Below are 21101 nucleotides of genomic sequence, written 5' to 3'. Positions count from 1 at the left end.
TCGGACCGTGTCTGTCCGTGCACCTCGCACACCGGCGGGGGCTGCGGACGGGCGCGGTTCCCGTAACGCTTTCCGGAACAGTGCGCCGAGGGGGGAGGATGTACGCATGCAGCCTAGGAACATGTCCATGAGCGGCGTCGTCGACCTCGCCGCGGTGAAGGCGGCCGGTGAGGCCAAGGTGAAGGCGGAGCAGGCCCGTGCCGAGTCCGCCCGGCAGGGTGGCCCCGCGGCCGTACCCGCTTCCTCCCTCGTCATCGACGTCGATGAGGCGGGCTTCGAGAACGACGTCCTCCAGCGCTCCGCCGAAGTCCCCGTCGTCATCGACTTCTGGGCCGAGTGGTGCGAGCCGTGCAAGCAGCTGGGTCCGCTCCTGGAGCGCCTGGCCCACGAGTACAACGGCCGCTTCCTGTTGGCCAAGGTCGATGTCGACGCCAACCAGATGCTGATGCAGCAGTTCGGGATCCAGGGCATCCCGGCCGTCTTCGCGGTCGTCGCCGGACAGGCGCTGCCCCTCTTCCAGGGCGCGGCCCCCGAATCCCAGATCCGGCAGACGCTGGACCAGCTGATCCAGGTCGGCGAGGAGCGGTTCGGGCTCACCGGCATCGCGGTCGACCAGGGTGCGGTGGACCCGGACGCGGACGCGGCCGCGGAGGCCCCCGAGGTGCCCGCAGGGCCGTACGACGCACTTCTGGAGGCGGCCGCGCAGGCGCTGGACGCCAATGACTTCGCCGGCTCCGTCCAGGCGTACAAGAACGTCCTCTCCGACGACCCGGCCAACAGCGAGGCCAAGCTCGGCCTCGCACAGGCCGAACTGCTGGGCCGGGTCCAGAAGATGGACCCGCAGCAGGTCCGCAAGGACGCCGCCGAGAATCCGGGGGACGCGGACGCGCAGATCGCCGCGGCCGACCTCGATCTGGTCGGCGGCCATGTCGAGGACGCGTTCGGGCGTCTCGTCGAGACGGTCCGACGGAATTTCGGCGACGACCGGGACCGGGTTCGGGTCCGCCTGCTGGAGCTCTTCGAGGTGATCGGTCCCGACGATCCGCGCGTCGGTGCCGCGCGCACCGCACTCGCACGCGTCTTGTTCTGATCTGACAACACGGCCGTGGCTCCCGGTGGGGGTCACGGCCGTTTTCGCGTTCTGGCGATAAGAGACCCCTCTGCTTTACCAAATCTTGATAAAAGCACGGCCTGTTACTCGCAGTAAATCGATCATTGCGATCTGTCCGATTTGAATCCCCAATGATGGCTTTCGTCTGCCGGGTCGAGGCAACCCTGTGTGGCTGCTCGGTGCCGTGCGGTCGTGGGTCGGTTATCGGGCCGTTACTAGCGAGTAACGAACCCCCTTGTGTCACGGCCCCGAATGGACCACGATCGGCCACGCTCGGTCCAATAACGCCACTCCGGCTGCCAGTCGGTGCGGCGGCTCTGTTGGGTCCCCACCGAGTGGGTCGGCGGCAGTGGCGCCGACTCCGGACAGGGGGGTTCCTGCTGACCCGCAGGGCCTGTCCGAAACAGGTTGCGCGAACGCGTGGCCAGTGGTTGTCGCTCGGGGGTGATCGCCGGTGATTCGGGCGCGGTTCAAGCCTCCGTTTGCAGGCGCTCTCCTTTCCGAGGACGTAGCACTTCTCCCATCCCAGGTCGGGCAGGATGCCAGGCCGGAGATGTACGTCCGAGAAGGAGGAAAAGTATGAGTTCCCAGGTTCGCGGTGGCACGAGATGGAAGCGTTTCGCTGTCGTCATGGTGCCGAGCGTCATAGCCACCGCCGCGGTGGGTGTGGGTCTGGCACAGGGCGCGCTCGCCGCGTCGTTCAGCGTGTCCGGCCAGCAGTTCAAGGTCAGCGCGGATGAGCTGGTCGGCCATGACTTCGTGCAGTACGGCAGTGTGGCGTCGGGCAAGAGCCTCAAGGGCGAGAAGCAGGATGCCCCGGTCGCCGTGTCGGGGTTCCACGACGCCACCATCACCAACATGTGCCAGTCGGTCGTCACTCCTGACCTGCCGTTCGGTATCGGCAGTGTCACGCTGAGGCTCAAGGCCGGTGACCCGAAGACGGGCGCCGAGAAGGTCTACGCCGAGGGTCTGTACCTCGATGTCTCGTCGCTCGAGGCGGACGCCGAGTTCAAGAACATCGACATCGGCGTTGCCGCCGGTTCACTGCCGCGTACGGAGAACGGCACGGGCATCCAGCCCAAGACTGCGGCCAACCCGTACGGGTTCTCGCAGCGGGCCGAGACCGCCACGCTGAAGAAGGTCAAGCAGCAGGCGTGGGCCACCACGGCAGGAACGTTCAAGCTGCCGGGTCTGAAGCTGTCGCTGTCCAAGGGCGTCCACGAGTGCTACTAGGCACTCACCCGGGCGGCCGGGGGCACTTCGCGTGCCCCCGGCCGCCCACCCTTCTCTTTCTCACAGCAGTACCGGTTCCAGGGAGCTGTTTTCCATGAGCCCCGAATCCACAGGGCAGAACGAGCACTACCTCACCACCTTCCGGCGGGAATTCCGCACCTGGCGGGGTAACCGGCCGTTCTGGGCGGGTCTGTTCACCATGCTGGGCGGCGTGCCCATCGCGTACTTCCCGTACGCGAACATGCACCTCGGCAACATGACACTGGCCATGTCCACCACCGCGGGCGCCGGATCGCTCATCATCGGGGTCCTGCTGATCACGCTTGGTCTGACGATGTGGTTCCACCACATCGTCCGGGTGTTCGCCGGTGTCGCGTCGATCCTGCTGGCACTGATCTCCATACCCGTCGCCAACATCGGCGGCTTCTTGATCGGCTTCCTGTTCGCCCTGATCGGTGGGGCACTCTCGGTGTCCTGGGTCCCGGGCGAGCCGAAGGCGGACGAGGCCGGACCGGCCGCGGGCGCTCTCGGAGCTCAGGAGCCGGACGGCATCTCGTTCGCGAAGGACGAGCTGTCCCCGGCGCATCCCGAGGCGGCGTTCCACGGCGTCCCCGAGCAGCAGCCGGCGCAATACGACACGACAGTTGAGGTCGACGGCGGGAGGCATCGTGCGGGGTGACGACAGTCAGGTGAACGCCCTGGAGGAGGGCGGGTTCCAGGAGCGAAGAGGGCCGCGCCACGCAGCCCCCAGGAAGTCGCTGCTGACGAAGCTGCACATGCCCTCCGGCAAGAAGGCGTTCGCGCTCGCCGCGATGCCGACGGCGGTCTTCGTCGGGATGGGGCTCACCCCCAAGCTCGCGATGGCCGACGACAACACGGACATCCCCTTCGCGCCCGGCCCCTGTGTGACGCGCTCCGACGAGCCGAGCGAGTCGGCGGAACCGTCGCCCTCGGCGTCGAAGACGCCGTCCCCGTCGGCCACCGGGAGCGCCGAGCCCACGCCGGACAAGAGCGACGAGGCGACCGGGAAGCCCACGGCCACCCCGTCGGCGTCGGCGAGCGCCACCGGCGAAGCGACGGCCGAGGCGGCCAGGAAGAGCGCCGACGCCCCGGCAGCGACGGCGAGCCCGAGTCCCACCCCCACGAAGTCGACGAACCCGCTCGACCCGCTGGGCCTGGGTGACAAGCTCAAGGACCTCTTCGACGGCCCGGACAAGGAGACGGCGAGCCCGTCCCCGAGCACCACCACGGCGGCCCCGGAGCCCTCGAAGTCCGCCACCGCGGAGGCCACGGACAAGGCTGCCGACAAGCCCGTCGAGAAGACTGCCGAGAAGGTCACGGACGCGGCGAAGGGCACGGTCGACAAGACCACCGACGCCATCCGTGAGGCGGCTGAGAAGGCCGGCAAGCCGGTCGAGGAGCTCGGCGAGGACGTCAAGGGACTCGACCCCAAGGCGGACGAGGACATCCCGGACGGCGCCAAGCCCTCCTTCCCGTGCCCGACCGCCGACCCGAAGGCCCTGGCCGCGGCCGATCTGGAGCAGGGCATCCCCCGTCTCCCGAACGACCCGTGGGTCCTGGAGACTTCGCTGCTCACTCTGAGCGGGCTCGACTACAAGGGCATCGTCGAGGTGGAGAAGGGCGACGGCAGCACGAAGAAGGTGCTGAAGTTCACCGCCTCCTCCATCGACATCAAGGACCTCCACCAGCTGACGGTCGGCCCGCAGCCGGGCGTGACCGGCCATGTGAAGGCGCGGAAGGGCTCCACGTCCACCATCCGCGACGGCGAGGTGACGATGTACACGGAGGAGCTGAAGGGCAACCTCTTCGGCCTCATCCCGATCACCTTCAGCCCGGAGACCCCGCCGCCGTTGAACGTGCCGTTCGCGTTCTTCACCAACGTGAAGCTGAAGCAGGCAGGCCAGTTCGGCGGGACGCTGACGGTGCCGGGTCTGCAGAACTACTTCACCGAAGGCACCGGCTGACGCACACGGACCCGTTCGGGAGCCGCACAACGACTGTGGCCGCACCCCCTGACAAGGGGGTGCGGCCACAGTCGTTGTGCGGCTGGGGATTCGTCCGTGCCCGGAACGCGGCGGGCCCGGAAGCCGCCATCTGAACGCCCGAGGGCGGTGCCCCGGTTCGTTCCGAACCGGGGCACCGCCCTCGCGTGTGCGGGACCGCTGTGCGGTCAGTCGCGGCTCTGGCCGCCCACGTGGTGCACGCGCACCATGTTGGTCGTGCCGGGGATGCCGGGAGGCGAGCCGGCCGTGATGACCATCGTGTCGCCGTTGCTGTAGCGGTTCAGCTTCAGCAGCTCCGCGTCGACCAGGTCCACCATGGCGTCCGTGTTGTCCACGTGCGGGACCACGTAGGCCTCGACGCCCCAGCTGAGGGCCAGCTGGTTGCGGGTCGACTCGTCCGTGGTGAAGGCCAGGATGGGCTGGGCCGCGCGATAGCGGGAGAGGCGGCGGGCGGTGTCGCCGGACTTGGTGAAGGCGACCAGCGCCTCACCGTTCAGGAAGTCCGCGATCTCGCAGGCCGCGCGGGCCACCGAACCACCCTGGGTGCGGGGCTTCTTGCCCGGCACCAGCGGCTGGAGGCCCTTGGAGAGCAGCTCCTCCTCGGCGGCGACGACGATCTTCGACATCGTCTTGACCGTCTCGATCGGGTACGCGCCCACGGAGGACTCGGCGGACAGCATGACCGCGTCGGCACCGTCCAGGATCGCGTTGGCGACGTCGGACGCCTCGGCGCGGGTCGGGCGCGAGTTGGTGATCATCGACTCCATCATCTGGGTCGCCACGATCACCGGCTTGGCGTTGCGCCGGCAGAGCTCCACCAGGCGCTTCTGCACCATCGGGACCTTCTCCAGCGGGTACTCGACGGCGAGGTCGCCACGGGCGACCATCACGCCGTCGAACGCCGCGATGATGCCCTCCATGTTGTCGACGGCCTGCGGCTTCTCGACCTTGGCGATGACGGGGACCCGGCGGCCCTCCTCGTCCATGACCTTGTGGACGTCCTTGACGTCGCTCGCGTCCCGCACGAAGGAGAGCGCGACCAGGTCGCAGCCCATCTTCAGGGCGAAGCGCAGGTCGTCGATGTCCTTCTCGGACAGGGCGGGGACGTTGACCGCCGCACCCGGCAGGTTGATCCCCTTGTGGTCGGAGATCACCCCGCCCTCGATGACGATGGTGTGGACGCGGGGGCCGTCCACGGAGACGACCTTCAGCTCGACGTTGCCGTCGTTGATCAGGATCGGGTCGCCCTTGGCGACGTCGCCGGGCAGGCCCTTGTAGGTCGTGCCGCAGATCGACTTGTCCCCGGGGACGTCCTCGGCGGTGATGACGAACTCGTCCCCGCGGACCAGTTCGACGGGGCCCTCGGCGAACTTCGCGAGGCGGATCTTCGGGCCCTGGAGGTCGGCGAGCACGCCGACCGCCCGGCCGGTCTCGGCGGCGGCCTTGCGGACCCGGTCGTAACGACCCTGGTGCTCCGCGTGGGAACCGTGACTGAAGTTGAATCGGGCCACGCTCATGCCGGCCTCGATCAGAGCGACGAGCTGCTCATGGGAGTCGACGGCGGGACCGAGGGTGCAGACGATTTTGGAACGGCGCATGAGGCGGATCCTATCGGTTTGTTTCGCTGCGGAATATTCCGTCTGGTGGAAGATACAAAGGGGCGCGGGGGTGCTCAGTTGTCGACCAGTGCGAAGGTCTGGCCGGCGATCTCCAGCTCCTCGTCCGTCGGCACCACGGCGACCGCGACCCGTGCGTAATTCGGCGAGATCAGCCGCGGTTCGCCGGACCGTACGGCGTTGAGATCCGCGTCCACCACGAGTCCGAGCTCCTCCAGACCCGCGATGGCAGCCTCCCGTACCGGAGCGGAGTTCTCCCCGACCCCGGCCGTGAACACGACCGCGTCCACCCGCCCGAGGACCGCCGAATAGGCGCCGATGTACTTCTTCAGCCGGTGCACGTAGATGTCGAAGGCGAGCGCGGCCCGCTCGTCGCCCGCGTCGACCCGGCGCCTGATCTCCCGCATGTCGTTGTCGCCGCAGAGGCCGACCAGCCCGCTCTTCTTGTTCAGCAGCACGTCGATCTCGTCGGCCGACATGCCCGCCACCCGCTTGAGGTGGAAGGTGACCGCCGGATCGATGTCTCCGGAACGCGTACCCATGACCAGCCCCTCCAAGGGGGTCAGTCCCATCGAGGTCTCCACGCACCGGCCGCCCGCCACGGCCGAGGCCGATGCGCCGTTGCCCAGGTGCAGCACGATGACGTTCACGTCCTCCGGGGCACTGCCCAGCAGCTCGGCCGTCTTGCGGGAGACGTACGCGTGCGAGGTGCCGTGGAATCCGTAGCGCCGGATCCGGTGGGCGTCGGCCGTCTCCACGTCGATCGCGTACCGCGAGGCGTACTCCGGCATCGTCGTGTGGAACGCGGTGTCGAAGACCGCCACCTGCGGCAGGTCGGGGCGCAGCGCCTGGGCGGTGCGGATGCCGGTGATGTTCGCCGGGTTGTGCAGCGGTGCCACCGGTACCAGGCGCTCGATCTCCTTCAGCACCTCGTCCGTGATCACGGTCGGCTCGGTGAACCGCAGCCCGCCGTGCACCACCCGGTGGCCGATCGCCGCCAGTTCGGGGGAGTCCAGCCCGAGCCCGTCGGCCGCCAGCTCCTCGGCCGCCGCCTTGAGCGCCGCCTCGTGGTCGGGGATCCGGCCGGTGCGCTCCCGGCTCTCGCCGCCGCCGGCCAGCGGGGTGTGGACGAGGCGGGAGGTCTCCTCGCCGATCCGCTCGACCAGGCCGGACGCGAGCCGGGAGTGGTCGCGCATGTCGAGGAGCTGGTACTTCACGGAGGAGGATCCGGAGTTGAGGACGAGCACCCGGCTCGCTCCGGTGCCTGCTGTGTCTTCTGCGGTGGGGGTGGTCATGCGGGTCGCTCCTCGCCCTGTGCCTGGATCGCCGTAATGGCCACGGTGTTGACGATGTCCTGGACGAGTGCGCCCCGGGACAGGTCGTTGACAGGCTTGCGCAGCCCCTGGAGGACCGGGCCCACGGCCACCGCGCCCGCCGAGCGCTGCACGGCCTTGTAGGTGTTGTTGCCGGTGTTCAGGTCCGGGAAGATCAGCACCGTCGCCTGGCCCGCCACCTCGGAGCCGGGCAGCTTCGTCGCGGCGACGCTCGGCTCCACCGCGGCGTCGTACTGGATCGGGCCCTCGATCATCAGGTCCGGGCGGCTCGCGCGCACCCGGTCCGTCGCCTCACGGACCTTGTCGACGTCGGCGCCCGACCCCGACGTCCCGGTCGAGTACGAGAGCATCGCGATCCGGGGCTCCACGCCGAAGCGGGCGGCGGTGACCGCGGACTGCACGGCGATGTCCGCGAGCTGCTCCGCGTTCGGGTCCGGGTTGACCGCGCAGTCGCCGTACACCAGGACCTTGTCGGCGAGACACATGAAGAACACCGACGAGACGATCGAGGCGTCCGGCTTGGTCTTGATGATCTCGAAGGCCGGCCGGATCGTCGCCGCCGTGGAGTGCACGGCCCCGGAGACCATGCCGTCCGCGAGCCCCTCCTGGACCATCAGGGTGCCGAAGTAGTTGACGTCCGAGACGACGTCGTACGCGAGCTCGACCGTCACCCCGCGATGGGCGCGCAGCTGCGCGTACCGCTCCGCGAAGGCCTGGCGCAGCTCGGAGGTCTGCGGGTCGATCAGCTGAGTGCTTGCCAGGTCGATGCCGAGGTCGGCGGCCTTCTTGCGGATGACGTCGGGGTCGCCGAGCAGGGTGAGGTCGCAGACGTCGCGCCGCATCAGTACGTCGGCGGCGCGCAGCACCCGTTCCTCCGTGCCCTCCGGCAGCACCACCCGGCGCCGGTCAGCGCGTGCCTGTTCCAGCAGCTCGTGCTCGAACATCATCGGCGTGACCCGGCCGCTGCGGGCGACCGAGATCCGGTCGAGGAGGGCTCCGGTGTCGACATGTCGCTCGAAGAGCCCCAGCGCGGTCTCGGCCTTGCGCGGCGTCGCCGCGTTCAGCTTGCCCTCCAGGGCGAAGAGCTCCCCGGCCGTGGGGAAGGAACCGCCGGCCACCGAGACGACCGGAGTGCCCGGTGCGAGTCGTGCGGCCAGCTTGAGTATCTCCTCGCCCGGCCGTTCGTTCAGCGTCAGCAGTACGCCCGCGATGGGCGGCGTGCCCGCGCTGTGCGCGGCCAGCGAGCCGACCACCAGGTCGGACCGGTCCCCGGGGGTCACCACGAGGCACCCCGGTGTCAGCGCCTTCAGCAGATTGGGCAGCATCGCACCGCCGAACACGAAGTCCAGCGCGTCCCGCGCCAGCCCCGCGTCGTCACCGAGCAGCACCGTGCCGCCCAGTGCCGCGGTGATCTGCGCGACCGTCGGCGCAGAGAGCGCCGGGTCGTCGGGCAGCACCGAACAGGGCACCGGCAGCGTGGCCGAAAGCCGCTCCGCGATCACCTCGCGGTCCGCGGAGGCCACCCGGTTCACGATCATCGCGAGCACGTCGCAGCCCAGACCGGCGTACGCGCGGTACGCGTTGCGCGTCTCGGCCCGCACGGACTCCGCGTCCTGGGCCTGGCCGCCGACCACCGCGATCACCGAGGCGCCGAACTCGTTGGCGAGCCGGGCGTTCAGCGCCAGCTCGTCGGGGAGCTGGGTGGCGGCGAAGTCGGTTCCGAGGACGAGCACCACCTCGTACTCCGCGGCCACCCGGTGGAAGCGCTCGACGAGCCGGGAGACCAGTTCGTCGGTACCCTGCTCCGCCTGGATCGCCGAGGCCTGGTGGTAGTCGAGGCCGTAGACGGTCCCCGGGTCCTGGGAGAGCCGGTAGCGGGCCCGCAACAGCTCGAAGAGCCGGTCGGGGTCGTCGTGGACCAGGGGCCGGAAGACCCCGACCCGGTCCACCTGACGCGTCAGGAGCTCCATGACTCCCAGATCGACGACCTGTCGGCCGTCTCCCCGGTCGATCCCGGTCACGTACACGCTGCGCGTCACGCGTGCTCTCCCGTCATCTCTTGTCCGGTATGTTGTCCGGTTCGAGTGATATCGCCTGTTTGACGATACCTGCGGGGACCGAGAGGCCGCCCGCCGGACGAAAGCCCCTGGTCGCGGCCGTCGTGGCCACCGCCGCAGCTGGTTCGGCCGCCCATGGAGCAGCCGAAAGCGCGAGGTACGGACCTGACGTGGGACAATCCTCGGGACTCACGGTACGGGGGATGACGCCGTTGCCCCGGCCCGCACAGCGCAGGACGGCCTCGGGGCCTTCCCGGCGGATGAGGGTCCAGCGAACAGGAGATACAGCACGATGCGCATCGGAGTTCTCACCGCAGGCGGCGACTGCCCAGGCCTGAACGCAGTGATCCGCTCGGTCGTGCACCGTGCCGTGGTGGGTCACGGCGATGAAGTCATCGGGTTCGAGGACGGGTTCAAGGGCCTCCTCGACGGCCACTTCCGCCCCCTCGACCTCAACGCGGTGAGCGGCATCCTCGCCCGCGGCGGCACCATTCTCGGCTCGGCCCGCCTGGAGCGCGACCGGCTGCGCGAAGCCGCCGAGAACTGCGCCGAGCTGAGCCGCCGTTACGGCATGGACGCACTCATCCCGATCGGCGGCGAGGGCACCCTCACGGCCGCCCGGATGCTGTCCGACGCGGGCATGCCCGTCGTCGGCGTCCCGAAGACCATCGACAACGACATCTCGGCCACCGACCGCACCTTCGGCTTCGACACCGCGGTGGGCGTCGCCACCGAGGCCATAGACCGGCTCAAGACCACCGCCGAGTCCCACCAGCGCGTCATGGTCGTCGAGGTGATGGGCCGCCACGCGGGCTGGATCGCGCTGGAGTCCGGCATGGCCGGCGGTGCGCACGGCATCTGTCTGCCCGAGCGGAAGTTCCAGGTCGAGGACCTGGTCAAGATGGTCGAGGAACGCTTCGCGCGCGGCAAGAAGTTCGCGGTCATCTGCGTCGCCGAGGGCGCGCACCCGGCCGAGGGCTCCATGCCTTACGCCAAGGGCGCGATCGACCAGTACGGTCACGAGCGCTTCCAGGGCATCGGCAACCGCCTCGCCGTCGAGCTGGAGACCCGCCTCGGCAAGGAGGCCCGCCCGGTCATCCTCGGCCACGTCCAGCGCGGCGGCACGCCGACCGCGTACGACCGGGTACTCGCCACCCGCTTCGGCTGGCACGCGGTGGAGGCGGCGCACCGGGGCGACTTCGGGAACATGACGGCCCTGCGCGGCAACGACATCGAGATGGTGCCGCTGGCCGACGCGGTCACGCAGCTCAAGACGGTTCCGCTGGAGCGGATGCACGAGGCCGAATCGGTCTTCTGACCGGTACGGGCGCGATGGGGCGACCAGCGGCCCCGGCAATCCCCAGCAGCGGGAGGGCCGGGGCCGCTCGCTGTTTTCCCCGGCGGGAGCCGCCCGGGCGGAGCATGTCCGGAGGGCGGGAGCCGGCCGGGCATGTCCGGAGAACCGTGCCGGGTCCGTTCCGCGTCCTTCACGGGAGCGAACGGATCCGGCGTACACAGAAGGCTCATCCCCATGCCCATGCACCACGACCGCACGGCGCCACCCGCGCACACGGGCCCGCAACGCGGCATCACCGCCACGGCCTTCACCGTCCTGCGGCGCAACCGCGGCGCTCTGGCAGGTGCGACGGGACGCGTCGTCGGCCTGTCCGGACTGGCAGGGCTGCTCGTGACGGCCGCGGTATTCGCGCTCGCATGGCCCCTGTTCACCCACATGCGCGACGAACGCGTCAGGTACCACCTGATGGAGGACCCCTACCTGCACGACCACACCGACCTGACCCTGGTCGCCCTCGTCACGCTCCCGCTCTTCCTGCTGATCCTCGGTACCGGCACCGCCGCCCTGCAGAGCGTGTGTTCGCGGGCGGTTGCAGCGGAGCCCCGCGGGTCCTCCCCGCGACTGCGGCCGGTGCTCGCCGTCTACGTGCTGCGCGGTCTGATCGTGTGGTCCCTGCCGCTGCTCGTCCTCTACGTGGCGGACCGTCTCACCGGCGACCACATCGACACCGAGGACGAGGTCCTGGCACGCGGATCGTGGCCCCACGCACTGGTCGAGGTCTCTCCCGTGGCCGCCGTGTTCGTCGCCGTACTGCTGCGCCTCGCCCTCACCCTCGCTCCGGCCGCCGCGGCCGACGGCCTGGGCGCCCGCGCGGCCCTGCGCCGTTCCTGGACACTGACGCGGACGCGTGCCGGAGCGGTCCGCGTCCTCGTCCTCGCGCTGCCGCTGGCCGCGGTCACCGCCGGGGTGCTCCGGCTGGTGGTACAGCTCGCGCTGCCGCTGCGGCCTCTCGTACGCGACCTGGTCGAGCGGGGCACGGGCAACTTCTTCGCCGCGTACTACGCGGGCATCCTCGCGCCCGTCATCGTCGGCATCCTGGTCACCGCGGCCGTGACGCTCCCCGTCATCTGCACCGCCTTCGCGGTCCTCCAGGGCCGGTTGCGGCCGCCGCGTGTCTCTCCCCGAGGCGCCGGGGCCACGGCGGACGCCACCGCCTGACCGGCCGGGTACGCACTACGCCTCCGCCGTGGCCCAGAACCGTTCCACGATCCCCGCCAGGAACGCCCGGCCGGCGTCCCCGCTCGCGCCCGGCCGTTCCGTTCCCGTGCTGCTCCAGCTGAGGGTGGACGCCATCCGCGCCTGGTAGTCCGAGTGCAGCCGCTCCAGCATCTCCTGCACCAGTGACCGGTCCACCGGCGCGAGCTTCGACACCGGCTTGACGTATGCCTGCCAGCGGGTCGTCACCGCGCTGCGCAGCAGTCCGGCCAGTTCCTCGTCCCGCCCGCAGGCCGTCACGAATTCGGCCGCGTCGAGTCCCAGCGCCTCGATGAGTGCCGCGGACTGGCGTTCGTTGCCGCGCCACCGGGCCGACTCCTCCATCCGCAGATACGAGGACACGGACATCCCCAGCTGCCCCGCCAGCTCGTCCGCGGTCAGATCCCGGGCGATCCGATGCTCGCGGAGCGTTCTGGCGGCGGTGAGGAGTTCGCCCGGGGCGCACCACAAGACCCCTGCCAGGGCGGTGAGTTCGTACTCGGTCGGCCGGGCGAGCCCGCGCTCCCAGTCGACGACCGTCTCGGCGCTGATCCGGAGTCCGTACTGGGCGCCGAGACCGTAGGCGACATGACCGGGAGCCATCCCCAGGGCCTCGCGCAGTCTGCGCGCGGCGGGGGCGTTGAAAGGCGGGGTGGGGTGCACGGCCCCACGGTAAGAGGCCGGGGGGCATATGACTACGGTGTGTTCGCCCGAGTTCACGGCTCGTAGGAACGTCCAGGCCGGGCGGCCTCTACCGGGTCACCGCGGACCCCGCTCAGCGCCCTTCCGCCAGCCACCGGTAGTGCAGCTCCGGGCGTCCGATCTGTCCGTACTGCGGACTGCGCACCGCCCGGCCGGCCGTCACCAGGTGTTCCAGGTAGCGGCGTGCGGTGATGCGGGAGATGCCGAGCTCCAGTCCGGCCGCCGCCGCCGTCACGCCGTCCGGGGCAGCCCGCAGCACACCGGTCACCGCCTCCAGGGTCGGGCTGCTGAGGCCCTTGGGCAGGCGGGCGGGCTGCGGGGTGCGCAGGGTGGCCAGCGCGCGGTCCACCTCGTCCTGGCCGCTCGCCTCACCGGCCGTGGAGCGGAACTCGGCGTAACGGACGAGCCGGTCGCGCAACGTGGCGAAGGTGAAGGGCTTCAGTACGTACTGGACGACGCCGAGCGAGACCCCCTCGCGGACAACGGCCAGATCGCGCGCCGAGGTCACCGCGATCACATCGGCCGCGTGCCCGGCCGCGCGCAGCGCGCGCAGGAGCTGCAGCCCGTGCCCGTCGGGCAGGTACAGATCGAGGAGCAGGAGGTCGACCGGGACACGGTCCAGGGCCCGCACCGCCTCGGCGCGGGTGTGCGCGACGGCCGCCACGGAGAATCCCGGGACGCGGTCCACGTACAGCTGATGGGCGTCGGCGGCGACGGGGTCGTCCTCGACGACCAGCACCTGGATCACGGGGTTCACAGGGCCGCCTCCTTCTGTGCGCTGTCCAGCGGCAGCCGTACGGTGAACTCCGCGCCGCCGTCCGGTCCCTGTTCCAGCCCCACGGCCCCGCCGTTGCGGTGCGCGGCCTGCCGGACGAGCGCCAGGCCGAGCCCGCGGCCGGCGCCGTGCGTCGACCAGCCGCGGCGGAACACCTCCGCGGCGTCGGCCGGTCCGACGCCCGCCCCGTTGTCGGCGACGCGCAGCAGGAGTTCCCCGTCGCCGGCGAGTGCGGTGACCGTGACCCGGGCGCGGGCCGGCCGGGGGCCCGTGCGCTGGACGGGGACGCCGCCGGCACCGGTGTCGGGGGTGCCGGTCACCGCCTCCGACGCCGCGTCCACCGCGTTGTCGATCAGATTGCCGAGGATGGTCACCAGGTCCCGCTGCGGCAGCGTCGCCGGCAGGGCGCCGTCGTCGATCAGGCTGTCGTCCGCAAGGACCAGCTCCACCCCGCGCTCGTTCGCCTGCGCGGCCTTGCCGAGCAGCAGTGCCGCGAGCACCGGTTCGGCGACCGCGCCCACGACCCGGTCGGTGAGGACCTGGGCCAGCTCCAGCTCCGCCGTGGCGAAGCCGACCGCCTCCTGCTCCCGGCCCAGCTCGATCAGCGAGACCACCGTGTGCAGCCGGTTCGCCGCCTCGTGCGCCTGCGAGCGCAGGGCCTGGGTGAACCCGCGCTCGGAGTCCAGTTCGCCGGAGAGCGCCTGGAGTTCCGTGTGATCCCGCAGGGTGACGACGGTGCCGCGCCGCTCCCCGCCCACCACCGGACGGGTGTTGACGACGATCACCCGGTCCGCCGTCAGATGCACCTCGTCGACCCGCTCCTCGGAGGCGAGCAGGGCCCCGGTCAGCGGGGCCGGCAGGTCGAGTTCGGCGACCCGGCGCCCGACCGTGCCGGGAGCCAGACCCAGCAGCTCGCGCCCCGCGTCGTTGATCAGGGCGATCCTGCGCTGCCCGTCGAGCATCAGCAGCCCCTCGCGCACCGCGTGCAGGGTGGCCTCGTGGTAGTCGTGCATCCGGCTCAGCTCGGAGGCGTTCATCCCGTGGGTGTGCCGCCGCAGCCGGGCGTTGATCACGTACGTGCCGAGACCGCCGAGCGCCAGCGCCGCGCCCGCCGCCAGCCCCAGCGCGCCCAGCTGGGCCCGGACCTGCGAGGAGACCCGCTCGACCGTGATGCCCGCACTGACGAGGCCGACGATCCTGCCGCCGTCCCGGATCGGCGTGACGACCCGTATCGACGGGCCGAGTGTGCCGGTGTACGTCTCCGAGAACGTCTCGCCGTGCAGGGCCCGCGCGGTGTGCCCGAGGAAGGTCTCGCCGATCCGCTCGGCGTCGGGGTGCGTCCAGCGGACCCGATGCGGATCCATGATCGTGACGAAGGCGATCCTGGTGTCCTTGCGGACCTGCTCCGCGTACGGCTGAAGCACGGCCGACGGGTCCGGGGTGCGGATCGCCTCCCGTACCGAGGGCGAACCGGCGATCGCCAGTGCGGCCGTCCGCACCTGTCGGGTCGCGGTCTCCTTGGCCTGGCTGCTGCCGGAGACGTACGCGAAGAACGCGCACCCCGCGACCACGGCTGCGACCAGCACCACCTGCATGGCGAAGAGCTGGCCCGCCAGGCTGCGCGGGCGGGTACGGGGGAGGGTGAAGCGCATGGCCACAGTCTGCCTGGCCGGAAACCAAGAGGGGCCGGCCACCGGGGGGGGCCGGCCCCTCTTGTGAACGAAATGCACGCAAGGGTGACCGGCGTCACAGGGGGCGGGATAGTCACCGGGGCCCCCAGGGACGGGGGAGGGACAAGATCGAGCCGAGGAGACCCCCGTGGGAGTGGCCGCCGCCAAGCGGGACCGTACGAAATATCTGTATCTTGCCGTGATCGCGGCGGTGGGGCTCGGCATTCTGGTGGGCCTCGTCGCTCCGGACGCCGCCGTCGAGCTCAAGCCGATCGGGACCGGCTTCGTCAACCTCATCAAGATGATGATCTCGCCGATCATCTTCTGCACGATCGTGCTGGGGGTCGGCTCCGTACGCAAGGCCGCCAAGGTCGGCGCCGTCGGCGGTCTGGCCCTCGGCTACTTCCTGGTGATGTCGACCGTGGCCCTGGCCATCGGCCTGGTCGTCGGCAACATCCTGGAGCCCGGCTCCAGCCTCCACCTCACCGAGGCAACCCGCGCCGCGGGTGAGGCGCAGGCGGGGGACAGCGAGTCCACCGCGGAGTTCCTGCTCGGCATCATCCCCACCACCATCGTGTCGGCCTTCACCGAGGGCGAGGTCCTGCAGACGCTGCTCATCGCCCTGCTCGCGGGCTTCGCGCTCCAGGCCCTGGGCTCGGCCGGCGAGCCGGTCCTGCGCGGCATCGGCCATATCCAGCGCCTGGTCTTCCGCATCCTCGCCATGATCATGTGGGTGGCCCCGGTCGGTGCGTTCGGCGCCATGGCCGCGGTGGTCGGCGAGACCGGCGTGGACGCGCTGAAGTCCCTCGCGGTCATCATGATCGGCTTCTACGTCACCTGCGCGCTCTTCGTGTTCGTGATCCTGGGCACGATCCTGCGCATGGTGGCCGGGGTCAACATCTTCTCCCTGCTGAAGTACCTGGGCCGGGAGTTCCTGCTCATCCTCTCCACCTCCTCGTCCGAATCGGCCCTGCCGCGGCTGATCGCGAAGATGGAGCACATGGGCGTCAGCAAGCCCGTCGTCGGCATCACCGTGCCGACCGGCTACTCCTTCAACCTCGACGGCACCGCGATCTACCTCACGATGGCCTCGCTCTTCATCGCCAACGCGACGGGCGACCCGCTGAGCATCGGCGAGCAGATCTCGCTGCTCGTCTTCATGGTGATCGCCTCGAAGGGCGCGGCGGGCGTCACCGGCGCCGGACTGGCCACCCTCGCGGGAGGCCTCCAGTCGCACCGCCCCGAGCTGGTGGACGGCGTCGGCCTGATCGTCGGCATCGACCGCTTCATGAGCGAGGCCCGCGCCCTGACGAACTTCGCGGGCAACGCCGTGGCCACGGTCCTCGTCGGCACCTGGACCAAGGAGATCGACAAGGAGCGGGTGGACCAGGTCCTCTCCGGAGCGATTCCGTTCGACGAGAAGATGATCACGGACGAGGGTCCCGCCGAGCCGTACGTCCCCGAGGCCAGGGACGGCGGCGAGGAGCAGCCCTCGCTCGCGAAGGTGTAACGCGTTGCCGATGCGGCCGGTACGGGACTCCCGTACCGGCCGCATCCGTGTGTGTCCGTCCGCCCGTCCGCCCTTGCCTTGACGCCGACGTCAAGGATTACCGTCGAGGCATGCGAATCGGGGAACTGGCCGAACGCGCCGGGACGACGACACGGACGCTGCGGTACTACGAGTCACGGGGCCTGCTGCCCGCACGCCGCGCGGAGAACGGCTACCGCACGTACGACGAGGGGGACCTGCGGCTGATCCAGCAGATCCGGACCCTTCAGGACTTCGGGTTCGACCTGGAGGAGACCCGGCCCTTCGTCGACTGTCTGCGCGCCGGCCATCCGGCGGGCGATGCCTGCCCGGCCTCACTGGCCGTCTACCGGCGCAAGCTCGGCGAGCTGGACGCGCTCATCGGCCAGTTGCAGTCGGTTCGTACGGAGGTGGGCGCCCAGCTGGCCCGCGCCGAGATCGAGGCCTCCGCCGAGCTGCCGGGCGGGCCCGAACCACGTTGTGAATTGAACTGGGAGGACGAAGGATGATCCACGCAGAAGGTGTCGCCGAGGTCACCGACACGACGTTCGAGGCCGAGGTGCTGGCAGCCGGTCTGCCGGTCCTGGTCGAATTCACCGCCGACTGGTGCGGCCCCTGCCGTCAGCTGGCCCCGGTGCTCAGCGCGATCGCCGAGGAGGAGACCGGCCGGCTCAAGGTGGTGCAGATCGACGTGGACCACAACCCGGAGATCACGGGCCGCTACGCCGTACTGTCGATGCCGACCCTGATGGTCTTCCAGGACGGCGAACCGGTGAAGTCGATGGTGGGCGCCCGCCCCAAGCGCCGCCTGCTCCAGGAGCTGGAGGACGTGCTGCCGGCGGCGGTCTGAGCACCGGCCCACACCCCGGCGGACAGCCCTTCGCGCATGGCTGTCCGCCGGCGTCCGTCAGCCTGGCACCGAGCCCGAGGAAGGACAGCCCGGCGAGCAGCAGGATCGCGCCGCCGACGTCGAGCATGGCCAGGGCGAGGAGCGAGCCGGCGACGCCGGGCACCAGGTCCACCAGGATCGAGCGGACCGAGCCGACCCCGGCGAGCTGGTTGGCATGCACGAAGTCCGACTCCCGCAGGGAGAGCACGGTGGAGAGCACGGTGGAGAGCACGGTGCGCGCATCCGGGCCACCCGACGAGGGCGCCCGCGAGGACGGAGTTGGGTAGCGACGGGCCGAGCGAGGCGGCCACCGCCATCGCCAGGATGATGACCGGGAAGGCGAAGACGACGTCGGTGATCCGCATCAGGGCCTCGTCGACCCAGCCGCCGAAGAAGCCCGCGAGACTTCGGTCGGGTACGGCATGTCGCCTCTCCCTGCCTTCCATACGGAGACGCCCGGGGGGAAAGGGGCCCGGGCCACGCCTTCGTGGTGCGGCCCCGGCCTCGCCCCGGCCTCGCCCCGGCCTCGCCCCGGCCTCGCCCCGGCCTCCCACCCCGCGACGCCGCCCCCGTCGCCGGACGCTCTCAGGCGACGGGAGGCATTGACGGCTGCTCCGAGTGCATCTAAATATCGGTGAGAGCGCTCTCAACGACAACCTTCCCGGCACCGTCCCACCGGAGGTTCTTTTGCGTACGAGCCGCACCACCCCCCACAGACGCACGACTGTCCTCGCCGCACTCACGGCCCTGGCCCTCACTCTGGCTGGAGTGATCACCGTCGCGGGCTCCGGGCCCGCCCGCGGTGACGTGCCGGCCACGCCCGGCTGGAACCTGCAGTGGAGTGACGACTTCAACGGCGCGAACCGCAGCCTGCCGTCCTCCGCGAACTGGCAGATCGACACCGGGCACGGCTACCCCGGAGGCCCCGGAAACTGGGGCACCGGGGAGATCCAGAACTACACCGCCGACCCCGACAACGTCAGCCTCGACGGCGGCGGCAACCTCCGCATCACCCCGCTCCGCGACAGCGCGGGCAACTGGACCTCCGGCCGCATCGAGACCAAGCGGGCCGACTTCAAGGCGCCGGCCGGCGGCACGCTGCGCATCGAGGGCCGCGTCCAGATGCCGAACGTCACCGGCAATGCGGCCCTCGGCTACTGGCCCGCCTTCTGGGCGCTCGGCTCCCCGTACCGGGGCAACTACTGGAACTGGCCGGGCATCGGCGAGTTCGACATCATGGAGAACGTCAACGGGATCAACTCGGTCTGGGGCGTCCTGCACTGTGGGGTCAACCCGGGCGGCCCCTGCAACGAGACCACCGGCCTCGGCAACAGCCGCACCTGCCCGGGGGCGAGCTGCCAGTCCGCGTTCCACACCTACCGCTTCGAGTGGGACCGCGCCGTCGCCCCGAACGCCCTGCGCTGGTACGTCGACGACCAGCTCTTCCACAGCGTCACCCAGAACCAGCTGGACGCCACGACGTGGGCGAACATGACGGACCACGCCGGCTACTTCCTCCTGCTGAACCTCGCGATCGGCGGCGCCTTCCCGAACGCGCTCGGCGGCTCCACCCCGACCTCCGAGACCGTGCCGGGCCGGCCCATGCTGGTCGACTACGTGGGCGTCTGGACCAAGGGCGGCGGAGGCACCACCGAGCCGCCGACCGATCCGCCCACGGATCCGCCGTCCGGCTCCTCCACCCTCGCCCTGCGCAGCGCCGGCGGTCTCGGGGCCACCCAGTCCACCGCCTCGTCGGTGACGGTCGCCTCGGCCGGGGGCGGCAACTACGACGGCGCCCCGCACAGTCCGCAGACCTTCACCGCAACCGGCATCACCCGGGCGTACGACGGCGGCTCGACCCAGTTCGACGTCTTCGCCGACTCGGGCACCGCCATCGCGAACGGGCAACAGGTGCGGGTGAGTTACGACCGTACGGGCGACGGGACCTGGGACCGCACGGAGACGTACCACTACTTCGCCACCGATCCGGTCAACGGGTACGAGCACTACACGCAGGCCAAGGGACTCATGTCGTCCACCGGGAGTCACGGAAACCTGGCCAACGGCACGGTGAAGGTCGAGATCTGGAACGCGATCGGCAATGGCTCGAGCACGGTGGGCGTCGGCAACCAGTCCGTCGTCCACATCCCGTTCGGATAGCGCGGCACACGCGGGTGGGGTCGTACGGGAACTCCCGTGCGACCCCACCCACCCGCTCCGTCCCTACGCTCAAGCGCCGGACACGGCAGCGCTGCCGGCCAGTTCGAACAGCTCACCCAGGGGCTTTCGACGGACCCGGTCACGTGGTGGCCGGCAGCCTTCGGATGACGGCCGCGGTGTCCCATGACAGGCTGGGCGCCGTGACTGACTCGATGGCGCGCCCGGGACAGCCGGTGACCGTCCTGCGGGACGGCCGACTTCAGGCCGCGGGCCTCAGGTGGGGGGACGTCGTCGCCTACGACTGGGGCTTTGAGAAGCAGCGGCAGCGCTGCATCCAGCGCAGCTTCGTGTTGCTCGACGACGGGATCCAGATCAATCAGCCGGTCCTCTTCCCTCCCGAGCAGCAGGGCTGGTGGTACTGCGACCTGGTGGCTGTTGCCCAGGACGGCGAGCTGCTACGGGTCGACGACCTGTGGATCGATGTCGTTGTCGGGCCGCCTGACCACCCCTACCGCCTCCTCGACCTCGACGAATTCGCCACGGCGATGGCCGACGGCCGACTGAGCCCTGCTGAGGCCGCGGACGGCTTGATCCGCACCCAGCGCTTCCTGGACCGGCGGTTGAACCGCCGGCACGAAGTGGAGCGCAGCTGGCCGGACTTCCCGCCCGCCGAGGTCACGGCCCTGCTGTCCGTCGACCTTCCTCGCGATTGGGCGCTCATGGAGAGCTGACGTGACTTCTTCGGGGATCCGGGACGGGGTCAGGTGAACGGACCTGGCCCCGGGGCAGATCAGGTGGACCCGGGGAGGTGCAGCCGCCGCCGGCCAGGTGCTCAGCGGGCAGCAGCCCGCGACGGGCCAGGCGGGCAGGAGAGTTCCTTCCGCATCAACGTGCACATCGTCTCGTGGCGGCGCAACGATCCATCGGGGGCCTGCTCGTCCCACGCGTCCAGCTCGCGGCCGTACGCGACATAACCCAGCCGTTCGTACAGAGCACGCGCCCGGGGGTTGCTCTCCTCCACGGCCAGCTCGGCGTGGAGCAGGCCGCGGTCCCTGATCCGCTGTTCCGCGGCTTCGACGAGGAACGCGCCGATCCCGCACGACTGCAACGCGGGGTGGACCGCCAGCTGCCAGAGCGTGCCTGCGCCTTCCTTGACCCGGTAGTCGACGCCGCCCTTCGCCACGGGGATGTCCGTTGCGGGGCAGACCGCAAGGTAGTCGACCTCACCGGTCCGGGCGCGTTCCAACTGCCCGGCGACGCCGACCAGGTGGTGCTCGGACCCTGACCACCCGCACGATGCGAGGTCCGCATGCGTCAAATCGCGGACTGACAACTTCAGTACCACATCGATCATTTCCGTACCTCCGGCAAGACAGCATCCACGCCGGTCACCCGGGACGCAAAGCCGTTTCCCCGCCGGGAGAGACAGCCGTCGGGGGAGTGGGGCCGGG

The 21101-nt window shown here is 70.4% G+C and carries 18 protein-coding genes; 11 read left to right on the top strand and 7 right to left on the bottom strand.

The window, feature by feature from the left end:
- The first annotated feature begins 106 nt into the window (after window positions 1–106).
- From ACIOEW_RS24165 to ACIOEW_RS24150, 4 genes are all read left to right on the top strand, one after another.
- Window positions 107–1090, top strand: a complete 984-nt coding sequence (locus ACIOEW_RS24165; protein ID WP_362557722.1) for a tetratricopeptide repeat protein — start codon at window positions 107–109, stop codon at window positions 1088–1090.
- A 600-nt stretch (window positions 1091–1690) separates the two neighbouring features.
- A complete protein-coding gene (locus ACIOEW_RS24160; RefSeq protein WP_362557724.1) occupies window positions 1691–2344 on the top strand; it encodes a DUF6230 family protein in 654 nt (217 codons plus the stop codon).
- Window positions 2345–2438: 94 nt separating this feature from the next.
- On the top strand, window positions 2439–3023 hold the full coding sequence (locus ACIOEW_RS24155; protein WP_362557726.1) for a DUF6114 domain-containing protein: 585 nt from the start codon (window positions 2439–2441) through the stop codon (window positions 3021–3023).
- Complete coding sequence (locus ACIOEW_RS24150) at window positions 3013–4329, top strand: hypothetical protein (RefSeq protein ID WP_401965856.1); 1317 nt, start codon at window positions 3013–3015, stop codon at window positions 4327–4329. The genes ACIOEW_RS24155 and ACIOEW_RS24150 overlap by 11 nt, the downstream gene beginning before the upstream one ends.
- A 206-nt stretch (window positions 4330–4535) precedes the next feature.
- Here the strand turns inward: ACIOEW_RS24150 and pyk are convergent, their stop codons facing one another.
- The 3 genes from pyk to pta all read right to left on the bottom strand — a co-directional run bounded on the left by pyk (window position 4536) and on the right by pta (window position 9357).
- On the bottom strand, window positions 4536–5966 hold the full coding sequence (gene pyk, locus ACIOEW_RS24145) for a pyruvate kinase (protein WP_362556617.1): 1431 nt from the start codon (window positions 5964–5966) through the stop codon (window positions 4536–4538).
- 74 nt (window positions 5967–6040) lie between these two features.
- A complete protein-coding gene (locus ACIOEW_RS24140) occupies window positions 6041–7279 on the bottom strand; it encodes an acetate kinase (RefSeq protein ID WP_362556615.1) in 1239 nt (412 codons plus the stop codon).
- The gene (gene pta / locus ACIOEW_RS24135; RefSeq protein WP_362556613.1) at window positions 7276–9357 is read right to left on the bottom strand and encodes a phosphate acetyltransferase; all 2082 of its coding nucleotides are present in this window, start codon (window positions 9355–9357) and stop codon (window positions 7276–7278) included. The genes ACIOEW_RS24140 and pta overlap by 4 nt, the downstream gene beginning before the upstream one ends.
- 310 nt (window positions 9358–9667) lie before the next feature.
- Between pta and ACIOEW_RS24130 the strand changes: the two genes are divergently transcribed.
- Both ACIOEW_RS24130 and ACIOEW_RS24125 read left to right on the top strand, forming a co-directional pair.
- Window positions 9668–10693, top strand: coding sequence for an ATP-dependent 6-phosphofructokinase (locus ACIOEW_RS24130; RefSeq protein WP_401965852.1), 1026 nt, complete (start codon window positions 9668–9670; stop codon window positions 10691–10693).
- Between the two features lie 213 nt (window positions 10694–10906).
- Complete coding sequence (locus ACIOEW_RS24125; RefSeq protein ID WP_401965850.1) at window positions 10907–11890, top strand: hypothetical protein; 984 nt, start codon at window positions 10907–10909, stop codon at window positions 11888–11890.
- Between the two features lie 15 nt (window positions 11891–11905).
- On the opposite strand, the gene ACIOEW_RS24120 is transcribed toward ACIOEW_RS24125, so the two are convergent.
- The 3 genes from ACIOEW_RS24120 to ACIOEW_RS24110 all read right to left on the bottom strand — a co-directional run bounded on the left by ACIOEW_RS24120 (window position 11906) and on the right by ACIOEW_RS24110 (window position 15055).
- On the bottom strand, window positions 11906–12529 hold the full coding sequence (locus tag ACIOEW_RS24120) for a helix-turn-helix transcriptional regulator (RefSeq protein ID WP_362556622.1): 624 nt from the start codon (window positions 12527–12529) through the stop codon (window positions 11906–11908).
- Window positions 12530–12701: 172 nt separating this feature from the next.
- Window positions 12702–13376 (bottom strand): response regulator, encoded by a 675-nt coding sequence (locus tag ACIOEW_RS24115; RefSeq protein ID WP_401966169.1) that lies wholly within the window; start codon window positions 13374–13376, stop codon window positions 12702–12704.
- Between the two features lie 5 nt (window positions 13377–13381).
- Window positions 13382–15055 (bottom strand): ATP-binding protein, encoded by a 1674-nt coding sequence (locus ACIOEW_RS24110; protein WP_401965847.1) that lies wholly within the window; start codon window positions 15053–15055, stop codon window positions 13382–13384.
- A gap of 166 nt (window positions 15056–15221) precedes the next feature.
- On the opposite strand from ACIOEW_RS24110, the gene ACIOEW_RS24105 reads away from it, so the two are divergent.
- The 5 genes from ACIOEW_RS24105 to ACIOEW_RS24085 all read left to right on the top strand — a co-directional run bounded on the left by ACIOEW_RS24105 (window position 15222) and on the right by ACIOEW_RS24085 (window position 20381).
- Window positions 15222–16583: a cation:dicarboxylate symporter family transporter gene (locus tag ACIOEW_RS24105; protein WP_401965845.1), complete on the top strand. Its 1362-nt coding sequence runs from the start codon at window positions 15222–15224 to the stop codon at window positions 16581–16583.
- A gap of 110 nt (window positions 16584–16693) precedes the next feature.
- A complete protein-coding gene (locus tag ACIOEW_RS24100) occupies window positions 16694–17110 on the top strand; it encodes a MerR family transcriptional regulator (protein WP_401965842.1) in 417 nt (138 codons plus the stop codon).
- Complete coding sequence (gene trxA, locus ACIOEW_RS24095) at window positions 17107–17451, top strand: thioredoxin (protein ID WP_401965840.1); 345 nt, start codon at window positions 17107–17109, stop codon at window positions 17449–17451. Before ACIOEW_RS24100 ends, trxA begins: the two co-directional genes overlap by 4 nt.
- A gap of 726 nt (window positions 17452–18177) precedes the next feature.
- Window positions 18178–19650, top strand: coding sequence for a glycoside hydrolase family 16 protein (locus tag ACIOEW_RS24090; protein ID WP_401965838.1), 1473 nt, complete (start codon window positions 18178–18180; stop codon window positions 19648–19650).
- Between the two features lie 200 nt (window positions 19651–19850).
- Complete coding sequence (locus ACIOEW_RS24085; protein ID WP_401965836.1) at window positions 19851–20381, top strand: DUF402 domain-containing protein; 531 nt, start codon at window positions 19851–19853, stop codon at window positions 20379–20381.
- A 101-nt stretch (window positions 20382–20482) separates the two neighbouring features.
- Here the strand turns inward: ACIOEW_RS24085 and ACIOEW_RS24080 are convergent, their stop codons facing one another.
- Window positions 20483–21004 (bottom strand): GNAT family N-acetyltransferase, encoded by a 522-nt coding sequence (locus ACIOEW_RS24080; protein WP_401965833.1) that lies wholly within the window; start codon window positions 21002–21004, stop codon window positions 20483–20485.
- Window positions 21005–21101: the final 97 nt, after the last annotated feature.

Source organism: Streptomyces sp. NPDC087901 (genome assembly GCF_044742205.1).
Taxonomy (GTDB): domain Bacteria; phylum Actinomycetota; class Actinomycetes; order Streptomycetales; family Streptomycetaceae; genus Streptomyces.
This window is presented reverse-complemented; position numbering and strand designations above follow the sequence as displayed.

What these genes read in the sequence shown, in the direction of transcription:
- ACIOEW_RS24165 (WP_362557722.1), top strand. Translation starts at nt 107, where the DNA reads ATGCAGCCTAGGAACATGTCCATGAGCGGCGTCGTCGACCTCGCCGCG.
- ACIOEW_RS24160 (WP_362557724.1), top strand. Translation starts at nt 1,691, where the DNA reads ATGAGTTCCCAGGTTCGCGGTGGCACGAGATGGAAGCGTTTCGCTGTC.
- ACIOEW_RS24155 (WP_362557726.1), top strand. Translation starts at nt 2,439, where the DNA reads ATGAGCCCCGAATCCACAGGGCAGAACGAGCACTACCTCACCACCTTC.
- pyk (WP_362556617.1), bottom strand. Translation starts at nt 5,966, where the DNA reads ATGCGCCGTTCCAAAATCGTCTGCACCCTCGGTCCCGCCGTCGACTCC.
- ACIOEW_RS24140 (WP_362556615.1), bottom strand. Translation starts at nt 7,279, where the DNA reads ATGACCACCCCCACCGCAGAAGACACAGCAGGCACCGGAGCGAGCCGG.
- ACIOEW_RS24130 (WP_401965852.1), top strand. Translation starts at nt 9,668, where the DNA reads ATGCGCATCGGAGTTCTCACCGCAGGCGGCGACTGCCCAGGCCTGAAC.
- ACIOEW_RS24125 (WP_401965850.1), top strand. Translation starts at nt 10,907, where the DNA reads ATGCCCATGCACCACGACCGCACGGCGCCACCCGCGCACACGGGCCCG.
- ACIOEW_RS24120 (WP_362556622.1), bottom strand. Translation starts at nt 12,529, where the DNA reads ATGGCTCCCGGTCATGTCGCCTACGGTCTCGGCGCCCAGTACGGACTC.
- ACIOEW_RS24110 (WP_401965847.1), bottom strand. Translation starts at nt 15,055, where the DNA reads ATGCGCTTCACCCTCCCCCGTACCCGCCCGCGCAGCCTGGCGGGCCAG.
- ACIOEW_RS24100 (WP_401965842.1), top strand. Translation starts at nt 16,694, where the DNA reads ATGCGAATCGGGGAACTGGCCGAACGCGCCGGGACGACGACACGGACG.
- trxA (WP_401965840.1), top strand. Translation starts at nt 17,107, where the DNA reads ATGATCCACGCAGAAGGTGTCGCCGAGGTCACCGACACGACGTTCGAG.
- ACIOEW_RS24080 (WP_401965833.1), bottom strand. Translation starts at nt 21,004, where the DNA reads ATGATCGATGTGGTACTGAAGTTGTCAGTCCGCGATTTGACGCATGCG.